The sequence below is a fragment of the Bacteroidota bacterium genome (assembly GCA_016194975.1).
In the GTDB taxonomy this organism is placed as follows: domain Bacteria; phylum Bacteroidota; class Bacteroidia; order Palsa-965; family Palsa-965.
In genome coordinates, this window is the sequence record JACQAM010000012.1 from 96,504 (window position 1) to 108,539 (window position 12,036).

Annotated in this window: 11 protein-coding genes; 6 read left to right on the forward strand and 5 right to left on the reverse strand. The window is 43.3% G+C overall.

Features of this window, described 5'->3' with window-relative positions:
- Window positions 1–85 precede the first annotated feature (85 nt).
- From HY064_09120 to HY064_09135, 4 genes are all read right to left on the reverse strand, one after another.
- The gene (locus tag HY064_09120) at window positions 86–577 is read right to left on the reverse strand and encodes a hypothetical protein (GenBank protein MBI3510814.1); all 492 of its coding nucleotides are present in this window, start codon (window positions 575–577) and stop codon (window positions 86–88) included.
- Window positions 578–646: 69 nt separating this feature from the next.
- Window positions 647–2,281, reverse strand: coding sequence for a PD40 domain-containing protein (locus tag HY064_09125; protein MBI3510815.1), 1,635 nt, complete (start codon window positions 2,279–2,281; stop codon window positions 647–649).
- Window positions 2,282–2,332: 51 nt separating this feature from the next.
- Window positions 2,333–3,076, reverse strand: coding sequence for a menaquinone biosynthesis protein (locus HY064_09130; protein ID MBI3510816.1), 744 nt, complete (start codon window positions 3,074–3,076; stop codon window positions 2,333–2,335).
- A gap of 81 nt (window positions 3,077–3,157) precedes the next feature.
- Complete coding sequence (locus HY064_09135) at window positions 3,158–3,943, reverse strand: EI24 domain-containing protein (GenBank protein ID MBI3510817.1); 786 nt, start codon at window positions 3,941–3,943, stop codon at window positions 3,158–3,160.
- A gap of 94 nt (window positions 3,944–4,037) precedes the next feature.
- Between HY064_09135 and HY064_09140 the strand changes: the two genes are divergently transcribed.
- The 6 genes from HY064_09140 to HY064_09165 all read left to right on the forward strand — a co-directional run bounded on the left by HY064_09140 (window position 4,038) and on the right by HY064_09165 (window position 10,161).
- Window positions 4,038–4,622 (forward strand): phosphatase PAP2 family protein, encoded by a 585-nt coding sequence (locus tag HY064_09140; GenBank protein MBI3510818.1) that lies wholly within the window; start codon window positions 4,038–4,040, stop codon window positions 4,620–4,622.
- A gap of 73 nt (window positions 4,623–4,695) precedes the next feature.
- Window positions 4,696–5,076, forward strand: a complete 381-nt coding sequence (crcB, locus tag HY064_09145; protein ID MBI3510819.1) for a fluoride efflux transporter CrcB — start codon at window positions 4,696–4,698, stop codon at window positions 5,074–5,076.
- Between the two features lie 36 nt (window positions 5,077–5,112).
- Window positions 5,113–6,771, forward strand: coding sequence for an alkaline phosphatase family protein (locus HY064_09150; protein ID MBI3510820.1), 1,659 nt, complete (start codon window positions 5,113–5,115; stop codon window positions 6,769–6,771).
- Window positions 6,735–6,887 (forward strand): hypothetical protein, encoded by a 153-nt coding sequence (locus HY064_09155; GenBank protein MBI3510821.1) that lies wholly within the window; start codon window positions 6,735–6,737, stop codon window positions 6,885–6,887. The genes HY064_09150 and HY064_09155 overlap by 37 nt, the downstream gene beginning before the upstream one ends.
- A gap of 19 nt (window positions 6,888–6,906) precedes the next feature.
- Window positions 6,907–7,287 (forward strand): hypothetical protein, encoded by a 381-nt coding sequence (locus tag HY064_09160; protein MBI3510822.1) that lies wholly within the window; start codon window positions 6,907–6,909, stop codon window positions 7,285–7,287.
- Window positions 7,288–7,578: 291 nt separating this feature from the next.
- Entirely contained in the window at window positions 7,579–10,161 is a 2,583-nt protein-coding gene (locus HY064_09165) for an AAA family ATPase (protein ID MBI3510823.1), read from the forward strand.
- 66 nt (window positions 10,162–10,227) lie between these two features.
- On the opposite strand, the gene HY064_09170 is transcribed toward HY064_09165, so the two are convergent.
- Complete coding sequence (locus HY064_09170) at window positions 10,228–11,973, reverse strand: TonB family protein (GenBank protein MBI3510824.1); 1,746 nt, start codon at window positions 11,971–11,973, stop codon at window positions 10,228–10,230.
- Between the last annotated feature and the right edge of the window lie 63 nt (window positions 11,974–12,036).

Genomic DNA, 12,036 nt, shown 5'->3' on the forward strand with positions numbered 1-12,036 from the left:
CGTCACATCCGGGCTAAAAAATTTCTGTCCGGCTCTTCAAATTCCCAATGGGAAACCTTTCAAATCCAAAATGAAAAATCAATAATTAAAAAGTAACTTTCTCCGTCGCCTTATCGCTCTTCCTCGTTTTCGGTTTATTCCAGTTTTTCTTCTGCACGATCTTTTTCCCTGCGGAATCGTAAGAAATTATTTTCTCTATTCTTTTTTTTGTTCCTCCCCATCCGAGATCCCTTGTTTTGTCCCGCTCAATTTTTGTTTTTTTCTTCCCGTTTCCGAAATAAATTGTTTTTGTCCGATCGGTAGAAACACCATCACTCACACAATTCGAACTCCGGTAAATCTTTTTCGAAACAATTTTTCCCGCTGAATCATAAACCAAATGCTTGCTGCATCTCCCGAGTACACCATAACGGCTAATGCTGAAATTGAAATAACTGAAATAAACTTCCCTCTGATAAAAAACACTGTCATACGTTTCAGTTTTTGACCGCCGCAATTTTACCAATGGCAAAGAGTAACAGGAATAAAAGAGTGCTGTGACTATGAATAAGAAAAAATATTTCACAAAAAATTTCATTCACAAAAAATTAAATTCAAAAAAAGAACCGCCTTGCAGCAGTTCTCCCCATTGATTTTTTCTAAAATATTATTGCTTGTAAAGAATGAAATGTTTCACCAGTTCAAAAGTGGAACCCGATTTATCAGCCGGCAACAGAACACTTTCCTTGATGGGTTTCATTCCCGGTGCTTCTATCCTGATCTCGTAAGTTTTATCTCCCTCGAGTGAAACCTGGTAATTTCCCTGATCGCTGGAAGTAACACTCGTCACTTTAGTTCCGCTTGCATCGTAAATATCGAGCGTAGCAGAAACTGGTTTTCCATCAGCATTGAAGAGTGATCCTGTAAGCAGCGACATGTATGGGCCCGTGTGTGGTTTCGGTAGTAAGTTTGTCATATCCACCATCCAGATATCTCTTTCACCGAGCCCGCCATCGCGATCGCTGTCTATGTAAGCTGTTTTTCCATCGGAAGAAAGCAGGAACATTCTTTCATTACCAACCGTGTTGATCGGGTAACCGAGATTCACCGGTTCTGTCCACGTTCCGTTTTCATTTCGCGTCATGAAAATATCATAACCACCCATACTGTTGTGTCCGCTCGAACAGAAGTAGAGAGTTTTTCCATCGGGCGCCGGAAAAATTCCGCCTTCATCATATTCTGTATTGATGACCGGCCCCAGATTTACCGGATCATTCCAAGTTGTTTTATCTTTTTTCGTACACATCCAGATATCAGAATGGCCGTACCCTTTTTGTCCTTTCCACGGAAGATCGAGTCCGCGTTCACTCATGAAATAAAGTGTATTTCCATCGGGAGAAAGTGCGGCGCCATCTTCAAAATAACTCGTGTTAATCCCTTTGCCCATATTTTTCGGTGTGCCCCATTTTCCGGAAGAAGATTTTTTTGAAACATAAATATCACCAGCGCCTGTACCGCCTTCCTGTGCGTTGTTCTCATAAATGAACATTTGTTTTCCATCGGGAGAAATCGAACAATTAGCATCGTGTCCTTCTGTATTCACAGCACCGCGAACAAGATCTGCTTCCCCCCATGTTCCTTTCACAGAATCCCAGGAAGAATAATAAATGTCTTCGAAATATCCTCCATCGCCTTCATTATCCTGGTTCGCATTTTTTCCATCGGGCCTGCGCGAAGTGAAGATCATCGTTTTCATATCGGAAGTAATGGAAGGACGCTTGTCGTCATAAGGGCTATTTACCGCTGCGCCGAGATTGGTAACGGTAACAGGTTTTGGAGAAGCCATAAATGCTTTTGCGGTCTGGCATTGCGCAAAATAATATTCCACTTCTTTCGACATCACAGGATCAGCAGTGTTCACGATTCTGGCTGCAGAATATTCCGTCATCGCATCATCGAGTTTTCCTTTCTGCTGGTAACATCTTCCAATGAGAAAACGAAGTTGGGGCGTTGCATTTTCATTGATGGCTTTTGCCTGCGTGAATTGCTCCATCGCTTTGTCGGGTTCCTGCATATTGAAATAACATTCGCCGATGTGTGTGATGATCACTGCATCATTCGGTTTATTTGCCAGCACCTCTTTGTAAAGATTCACCGCTTTCACATAATCGCCGCCGTTGAATGCCTGCTGCGCATTGAAGAGTTTCAATTCATCGCCGCTTTTGTCAACGATGCTTTGTGAAAATAAGTTGTTGGTGAGAAAAAAAAACAGGAGGCCTGCAAGGGAGATTGCTCGTTTCATATGGATTTTTCAGATAGGATAACAAATATAATGAACTGACGGGAACCGCAATTATGGGCGATGGTTGCTTACTTTTTCGAGAAAAAGCTGCATGCCGGAAAATGCGCGTTCATCCATTCTTAATCTTAGGGTCGACCCGAGGTATTTTTCCACATCAAAGAAGGGGAAATTCTTTTTTTCACTTTCAATTACTGTGCCCATATCATTCAATCCGCGTTCAAAGGCAGAAGAAAGTTGAAGAATGAATTCTTCGGGCAATATTTTATTGCTCACCCAGCACGCAAACACGAATGGAAGCCCGGTCATTTTTTTCCATTGGGCAGAAAGGTCATATTCATGCTGATATTTTCCATTCATTTCAAAAGTCCGGTCACCGATCACTACACCCGCCTGCGTGCCCGCGATCTGTTTTTCATAACCGGACTGTGCATTTTTCCATTCGGGGTTTATCTTCCAGAATTCGCCGGCAAGAATTTTTGTAAGCAATACCGAAGTTTTACTCTGGTAATCGAGCAGCACTGTTTTTATTTTTTCAAGCGGAACATCACTGTACAATTTCACAGAATCCACTTCACCGTCGCCGGCAATGCAGAAACCGGGAATGAGGTGCGCCTCTTTCATTGACGGAATTACTGCGACGGGTATCAATCCGAGATCTACTTCTCCTTCGAGGAGTTTTCTCGCACATTCGGAAGGAATGTCAACGCTGAGTTCAACATTTTTCAAAGCCGCAAGTTTCAGTCCGTGCAGAAATGGTTTTGTGTTGAGATAAGAAACAGCGGAAATGCGGACCATTTAGTTCTAAGTTCTGATTTCTAAGTTCAAAGTTCTAAGTTCTAAAATTGAAAGACAAAGTTACTGGAAGAAGAGTCACCATTATTTTTTCTGATCCATTGCTTCGACCGTTGCCAGCGTAGCAGCTGCAGATGCGATTACCGGTGCAATCACAATTCCTGCGTAGGGAATATCAAGCATCAAGGCAAAGATCAAACCATTTCCGATTGCAATTCCTTTTCGTTTGCGAATGAAAGATGCACTCTGCGACACCGACATTCTTTTTCTTTCACACGTATAATCCATCATATTGAATCCAAGAAAATACCAACTGATAATATAAATGAAAGGAACGGTGAGCCAGCCGATGACCGGGATCCAGCCAATGATCAAAGCGAGCAGCATCAATAACAATTCAAGAAAAATATTCCGCAGTACCACCATCATTCCACGGAAAATATCTTTCATGAATTGTCCGAATGCGAACGGGTATTTATTTCCGTTTTTCAATTCTTCCACTTTTGCGGAAAGCAACGCCATCATCGGAGAACAAAAAAGGAGAACGAGGTAGCGTAATATTTTCAGAAAAAAAGCGAGCAGGTAAAGATGAAGTACAAATCCGGCAACGAAACGGAATAATTTTATCAGCAACAACAGCACCACATCCACCCAGGCATAACCGGTATTAAGTTCGGGCGTGAGATAATCACCCACTTTGTTTACGAGCATTTCACTGAATGAATAGATGGACCATGCACCTGCAAGATGAAGCAACACGATCAGAAAAACCGGATAAAGAAAATATCCCCACAACTTGTTTTTAGCAATGAAAATCACCGCTTCGAAATGCGAAGAAATTCCTTTGCCGAGATCAGACCAGAATGCCATTGAGTAATGAGTAAGATTTGGTTTTAGAAGGAGATTAGTTTTCAAAAGTAGTAACTACTCATTACCAATACTCAATACTCAGTACATTCGTAACGTGTTATCCTCACTTAACAACTTCGATCATCATCTTTTCCTGGCCATTCATCATTTTCGCTGCGGAATTCTTGACTGGCTCATGCCGTGGGTGTCGAACCGGTGGATATGGATCCCGTTGTATGCGATCCTGTTTTTCATTCTGTGGAAACGTTTCGGGAAACAAATGCTCCTGATTGCGGCCACGATCACATTGCTGGTTCTTGCAAGCGACCAGACCGCAAATTTTCTAAAGGATCATGTGAAGCGCGCGCGTCCGTGCGCCGATCCTGCGTTCGCGCATGAGCAGATCTACACGCCGCTCGGGTGCGGGGGTGAATATGGTTTTGTGTCGGGACATGCTGCGAACAGCGCCGCCATTGCCGTTTTTCTTTTTCTGCTCTCGGGAAATTTTTCGGGATTCGCACCGGCGCGCAATCGTAAATGGTGGCTTCTTCTTTTTCCATGGGCGCTGCTCATTTGCTGGAGCAGAATTTATCTGGGCGTTCATTTTCCATTTGATGTGCTCTGCGGAATGTTTGTTGGAATTTCCTGTGGAATAATATTTTTTGTGTTCTACAAAAAATTAGTTCCTGTTTTGCGATAGCTTCTAAATTCAATCTCATTATTTTTTTGACCCTCACATCTCAAGTCTCACGTCTCAAGTCTATCTTTACACGATGTTTCAAACCATAGCATTGATCTTTCTCGGTGGTGGAATCGGCAGTCTTGCACGTTTCGGTGTTTCACTCGGGACAAGGGTATTTACCGAAGGAAAATTTCCATTGGCTACCTTGCTTGCGAATGTGCTGAGTTGCCTTGTAATGGGAATTGCTCTCGCCCTCTTTTCAGAAAAACTGAAGGATTCGAATATTTTCGCTTTTATCGTCGTGGGTTTCTGCGGCGGCTTCAGTACTTTTTCCACGTTCAGTGCAGAAACGATCCGGCTCATGCGTGATGGTTATTTTCTATTGGGAGTTTTAAATGTTATCGTGAGTGTTGTGATGTGCCTGCTTGTTTTATACTATCTGCTGCCCGAAGACAAAAAATTAATTCCATAGAATTTTCACCGGCAATTTTTCCAAAGAAAAATCAAAATGAAATACGCCATCACTTTTATTTTCACGCTTTCACTCACCGCTTTTCTTTTATCGCAGAATGGCCCGAAGAAACCCGCTGTGAATATTATTCCGGCAAAACCAAAACTCGTTGTTGGAATTATCATTGACCAGATGCGTTTCGATTATGTGTATCGCTTCTGGGATAAATACGGTAATGACGGATTCAAGCGTCTCGTGAATGAAGGATATAATTGCCGCGATGTAAATTATAATTATGTTCCCACCTTCACCGGGCCCGGGCATTCTTCTGTTTATTCCGGAACAACTCCATCCATCAGCGGAATTATTTCTAATTCCTGGTACGATCGTGAATCGGGGAAAGAAGTTTATTGCGTGGAAGATCACAATGTAAAAAGCGTAGGAGCAGAATCGCCGGAAGGAGAAAGTTCACCTCATCGTTTACTGGTAACCACCATTGGAGATCAGCTTCGTCTTTCCAATAACAAACAATCGAAAGTGATCGGCATTGCTTTGAAAGACCGTGGTGCAATACTTCCGGCAGGTCACACAGCAAATGCTGCTTATTGGTACGACGGCGTGTCCGGCAAATGGATCACCAGTACTTATTACATGAATGAACTGCCTTCGTGGGTTGATACGTTCAACACAAAAAAATTGCCTCAAAAATATCTTTCACAATCCTGGACCACCATTCTTCCTGCCGATCAATACAAAGAAAGTCTTCCCGACGACAATAAATACGAAGGGCTTTTTTCCGGTGAAACAAAACCTGTTTTTCCGCATGATCTCGCCTCTCTTCAGGCGGCCAACGGAGGGCTGGGGCTCATTCGCACCACGCCATTCGGAAATTCATTGACAGAAGATTTTGCCGAAGCTACGCTCACCGGTGAACAACTCGGCAAAGGAAATGTCACTGATTTTCTCTGCGTGAGTTTTTCTTCCACCGATTACATCGGCCACATGTACGGCCCGCAGAGCATGGAGATCGAAGACTGTTACATTCGCCTCGACAAAGAGCTTGCCGATCTTTTTCATTTCATCGATTCTTATATCGGAAAAAATAATGCACTTGTTTTTCTCACCGCCGATCATGGCGCAGTGGAAACGCCGCAATACCTGAAGGATAATAATATTCCTGCGGGATATTTCAACGACAGCAAAGCGGTCGATTCATTGAAGAAAACGTTAAGAAATGTTTACGGCGATTCATTGGTACTTTCATTCGGCAATGAGCAGGTATTTCTCGATCGCAAAACAATGGACGCAAAAAAACTGGATCATACCGCAGTGGAAAGATTCGTCGCCGATTTCCTGATGGGATTCAAAGGTGTGCAGTCCACGATGACGAGAACAGATCTGATTTCGGAGCAGTACACCGATGTTCCGAAGAAATTAATTCAGAATGGATTTAATGCACAGCGTTCGGGCGATGTTTGTGTTATATTACAACCCGGATGGTTTGGTGAATGGCCGAAACATACGGGTACTACACATGGCGCGCCCTGGAGTTATGACACGCATGTGCCGCTTTTCTGGTGGGGATGGAAAGTGAAGAACGGAAATTCGGATGATGCGCATAACATTACCGATGTAGCGCCTACTGTTTGCATGGCGCTGAATATTCAGTTTCCCGACGGATGTACCGGCGTTCCGATAACAGGAATTATGAAATAAAAACTCCATTCATTCACCTGAACGATCTTATTATTTCAAAAAGGACCGCGGGAAGAAATGTGGATAAGATTGATGTTGATGAATTGCAACGCATTCAACGCAGAAATCTGAAATGAGAATTGATTTTAAAATAAAATGAAGGCCCATCACACCGAAAAGCACCGACTCACCACACTCCAGAAACAAATTCTTCTCTGGTTGAAGAATGAAGGCGGAGGAGTGTTGCGCGTCGACCGGCTTTTTACGGCAATGGTCAATAATCATCAAACTCCGGGAACCAATTTTTCCCTGCTGGCAGAAAGATTATATGATGCTGTAGATGATCTCGCCCGGAGAAATTATGTGGAAGTGAGAAAAGAAAGTGAAACCAAAAGAAAACAAGCGCTTTCCATTTATGATTTCGGAGCGCCGGGAAAGAATTTTTCGCACGAAGGTGAAATTTTCATCTGGTCAACCGGCGAATGCCCTGTAGTTGCACTTGCTGATGAGGGTGTAAGGCATGCAGCAGCGATTTAGAGGCTGTTTAAAATTCATTTTTTGGAATTGTTATGATGCCATTTTTGTTCAGCCGAGACGCATTTTGCAGGCCATAGTGGAGCGACTACGGCCAAGAAATGCAACGAAGGATGAATAAAAATGGCGGATAACAAAACAGAAGGATGAAATTTAAACAGCCTCTTACTAAAGAATAGTTTTTTTCTGCGCCGCGCTTTTACTAAATTCATCTCCCCAAATCAATAAGAAATATTTTCCCACGTGAAGCAATATAAATTCAAAGACCTCCGCACTTTCTCCTCCGATGAATGGATGGCGAATTCCACGAAAAAGTACCGTCGGATATTCGATAAAGCGGAAACTACTTACGTGCGCTGTGAACTCTCGTTCTACAATAAATTATTCGATGAAGAGGACTGGAGCTGCACGGTCGTTCTTAAATGTTTCGATGTGACAGGCGGACAAAAAAAAGAACTCTGTTCGCTCGATACGAAACGTGATGTGAAAAAAGATGAGAACATCGTGTACATGCGCGATGGCTGGGGCAATGCAACAGAAGGCGCATACTGGAGAAAAGGCGAATTTGTGTGGGAAGCATACATCGAAAACGAATTAGTGGGCGCTGCAAAGTTTGTGATCAATGATGTGGCAAAGGTTGTGTTGGGAAACAACCCATACTTCGATGTCGAGTATATAAAATTATATACCGGCGACAAGAACGCGTGGGAGATCAAGGACAGGAAATACCTGGTAAAAATAAATCGCAACACCACTCCGAATGTGTGGGTTGAATTTAAAATGAAAAATAAAGTGAATGTGGACTGGCAGTACGAGATATTCTTCAATTTTCTCGATGATGCGTACCAGTTGAAAGGGCAGGTGATGAGCGAAGGAAAAATTGAAGCCGCCAAACTCGATTACACATATAACATCAATGTAGGATGGGGACACGAGAAACCAGGAGAATGGAAAGACGATAAGTATGAAGTAGAAGTTGTGTTCATGGATACGCTCATCGCTATGGTGAGTTTCGAATGCGGTGATGCAGATGAAGAAGGAATTCCGCAACTCATTCTCGGTGGAACGCGTCTCGAAGTTGCAGCAGGCGAACAGAACACGCAGAATAAAACAAGCGAGCAGAAAGTGGAAGATGAATCCATGGAACAACTGCTTGCGAAACTGGATTCACTCACCGGTTTGACCGAAGTGAAAAAAGCAATTCGCGATCACATCAGTTATCTCAACTTCATCAAACTCCGCCAGGAAAAAGGTTTTGAAGAAAGCGGAAAATTAAGTTTGCATTCTGTTTTTACCGGGAATCCCGGTACGGGAAAAACAACAGTGGTGAACATGCTCGGAAAAATTTATAAGAAAATGGGATTGCTCACTAAAGGCCATGTGCAGGAAGTGGATCGCGCCGATCTCGTGGGTGAATACATCGGGCAAACCGCCCCTAAAGTGCGTAAAGCAATAGAGCAGGCGAGAGGAGGAATTCTTTTTATTGATGAAGCGTACTCACTCGCGCGCCAGGGCGATGATGCAAAAGATTTCGGAAAAGAAGTAATTGAAATTCTCTTGAAAGAAATGTCGGATGGAAAAGGAGACATCGCCATCATGGCGGCCGGCTACCCGAAAGAAATGGATGTGTTCATCGATTCTAATCCGGGTTTGAAATCTCGCTTTTCTCATTACTATAATTTCGAAGATTACCTACCGGAAGAATTGATCGAGATCGCATTGCAGTCGGCAGAAAAAAAAGGAGTTACTCTTACTGATGAAGCGAAAAAATTTCTCGAAGAACAATTCGTGGAATTGTACCGCACGCGCGACAACGCTTTCGGAAATGCGAGAATGGCGATCGGCGTTATCGAAGAATCGAAAATGGATATGGGTTTGCGATTGATGCAGGCCGGCGATCTTTCTCAATTGAGCAAAGAACAATTATCCATGATCGAACTTTCCGATGTGGAAAAAGCTTTCGGCGGGCGCACACGCAAGCGCGCCGATATCGGCATCAATGAAAAATTATTGCGTGAGTCACTTGAGGAATTGAATGCACTCGTGGGAATGGAAAATATAAAAACGGAAATAAATGAACTGGTGAAACTCGTTCGTTTTTACCGCGAGACCGGAAAAGATGTGATGAATCGTTTTTCACTGCACGCAGTTTTCACCGGAAATCCGGGAACAGGAAAAACTACACTCGCACGCATCATTGCAAAACTTTATAAAGGACTCGGACTTCTTGAGAAAGGACATCTCGTGGAAACAGATCGCCAGGGATTGGTTGCCGGCTACATCGGGCAAACGGCGATCAAAACGCAGGAACGTGTGGATGCTGCAATCGGCGGTGTGCTTTTCATTGACGAAGCGTATGCATTGGGCGAAGGCGGATCGGGAGATTTCGGAAAAGAAGCAGTGGAAGTTGTTTTAAAAAGAATGGAAGATCAGCGCGGACAATTTGCAGTGATCGTTGCCGGTTACCCGGAGAACATGTACAAATTCATGGAAACGAATCCCGGTTTGAGATCGCGCTTCGATCGCACTTACGAATTCAAGGATTATTCGCCCGAAGAATTGTATGTGATCTCGAAATCTTTATTGGCACAGGAAAAACTGCAGGCCACTCCCGAAGCGGACGATCATCTGAAAAAATATTTCGAATTGCTCTATACCAAACGCGATAAATTTTTCGGCAATGCACGCACCATTCGCCAGGTGATAGGCGAGGCGGTGAAGAATCAGCATTTGAGAATGGCTTCCATGGATGCGAGTGCGCGCACGCCCGTTACGCTCGGTACGCTCACGATAGACGATGTGAAAGAATTTGAATTGAAAGACGATGGAGGCGGAAGGCCGCAACTCGGATTCCGTTTCGGAACGGCAGGCGCGTGATGTTTTTTCGGACATAAATTTTGTAGTTGTATTATATCACAACCACAATATTCTCTCCTGGCTCAATCACTGCATCACGAATCTCAGCGGTTGTATCATTTGAACCCGCACCGCTCTTCCGTTCATTTTTCCCGGCTCCCATTTTGGCATCAATGAAAATACGCGCATCGCTTCTTTGTCGAACCCGGAAGTGCCGCTGCTTTTTTTGATAGCTACATTCGAAACACTTCCGTCTTTTTCGATCACAAATCCAACGTAAACAGTTCCCATTTTTCCGCTTTCTTTTTCTATTTCGGGATACTTGACGGTCCTTGAGAGATAGTGCTGCAATGAATCCTCTCCGCCGGGAAATTCTGGCATCTGTTCTGCGAATGAGAAAATTTCTTCCTGGTTATTTATTGTCTCTACCGGGACATCAACATTACCATCGGATATTTCTGCTGTACGGGTCACATCATCAAGTTCTTTTATCGTAAAATCTTTTTGCGGAGTGGAAGTAAAAATAATTCCGTAGCTGTTAGTTGCGTTCGAGTGACAGAGATTGAAATTCAGCGGCAGATATTTTTTTACCTGGTCAATGTATGCAGCGTTAGCCGGATCTATTTTCGTGCCGGCATCACTCAGCACAACAAATGCTGAAGACGGATTGTTTCCATTGCAAGTTGCCTGCAGCACTTTTATTCCGGATTTATTGTAAATGGTAAAAGTTCCCATCGCTACGCCATCCACGTAATCAATATCACTTTTCATTTTTCCATTCGGGTAATAAAAAATTTCTTCTCCTTCTTTCCGGTCACTGCGGTCGGTATTCCATTTATGAATAATGTGCCCCACAGAATCTTTCTGCATGCAAAGTAGTAGTTGTGTGTTGGTGGATGAACGCGCACATTTCTCTTTCAGTTTTCCATCCGGGTAATAAGCGTAACTCGAATCAAGAATTCCATACGTCCACCACGATCTGCTTTTCGACGGATAAAAATGTTCTTCTTTTCCATTCTTGTGCCCGGCGGAATAATTGATCACTGCAGAGATATTTTTTCCGTTGTAATAAGTCGTCGTTCCGTCGAGCAAGCCATTCGAATAATTCTCGGTGTAAAGCAAATTCCCGTCTACGTCCCACCGGGCAAGAGCTCCGTCATTCTTCCCGTTCTTGAAATTTTGTTCTGCTATTTTTTTCCCGTGCAGGTATTCCGTTTTCTTCCCGTTCAGTTTTCCTGCAGAATAAAAAGCATCAGAAGACGCCGCGGTGTCATTGAGATTCTGAATATCTCCCGTGTCATAAATTTTTTCTTCTCCGTCTTTCATCCCATTCTTGTAATTCGTCACCGAACAAACGTTGCCGTCTTTTGTATAGTAAGTCCGCACATCAGTTCCGTCACTTCTCACGAGGATGTAAGATTGTATTCTTTCGTTCTCGAAAAATTCTTCTTCCACACCAACTGGTTTTCCATTCGCATCGTAATGTGCAATGCTCTGTTTCTTCCCGTCATCATAATAACCGATCCATTCACCGGTCATTTTTCCATTCGCGTACGTTCCGGTTGTTTTCACCTGCTTCGTGTCGTTGTAATATTCCACGTAGGCACCGTTCAGAATTCCTGCTGAGAAATTTTCTGTTAGCAGTAAAGATTCGCTCGTGGAGTAACAATTCCATTCCCCGTCGCGGTAATGTTCTTTCACATCGCCGGTTTCTCTCACATTCTTGCTGTTGCCATAATAAATATTCACTCTTCCGTTTTTCTTATCCATGTATTCCTGTGCATGAACAGTGAAGAGGCAGAACGAAAATGAAAAAAGAAAAATGAATTTCATAAGTAGGAGTTTGATCCGGAACAAAGTTAGAAAACTACTGTTACTGTTTCGGTAATGCAAATA

Coding starts and splice junctions, on each gene's coding strand:
- HY064_09150 (MBI3510820.1), top strand. CDS start 5,113: ATGAAATACGCCATCACTTTTATTTTCACGCTTTCACTCACCGCTTTT.
- HY064_09120 (MBI3510814.1), bottom strand. CDS start 577: ATGAAATTTTTTGTGAAATATTTTTTCTTATTCATAGTCACAGCACTC.
- crcB (MBI3510819.1), top strand. CDS start 4,696: ATGTTTCAAACCATAGCATTGATCTTTCTCGGTGGTGGAATCGGCAGT.
- HY064_09130 (MBI3510816.1), bottom strand. CDS start 3,076: ATGGTCCGCATTTCCGCTGTTTCTTATCTCAACACAAAACCATTTCTG.
- HY064_09160 (MBI3510822.1), top strand. CDS start 6,907: ATGAAGGCCCATCACACCGAAAAGCACCGACTCACCACACTCCAGAAA.
- HY064_09135 (MBI3510817.1), bottom strand. CDS start 3,943: ATGGCATTCTGGTCTGATCTCGGCAAAGGAATTTCTTCGCATTTCGAA.
- HY064_09170 (MBI3510824.1), bottom strand. CDS start 11,973: ATGAAATTCATTTTTCTTTTTTCATTTTCGTTCTGCCTCTTCACTGTT.
- HY064_09165 (MBI3510823.1), top strand. CDS start 7,579: ATGGCGAATTCCACGAAAAAGTACCGTCGGATATTCGATAAAGCGGAA.
- HY064_09125 (MBI3510815.1), bottom strand. CDS start 2,281: ATGAAACGAGCAATCTCCCTTGCAGGCCTCCTGTTTTTTTTTCTCACC.
- HY064_09155 (MBI3510821.1), top strand. CDS start 6,735: ATGTACCGGCGTTCCGATAACAGGAATTATGAAATAAAAACTCCATTC.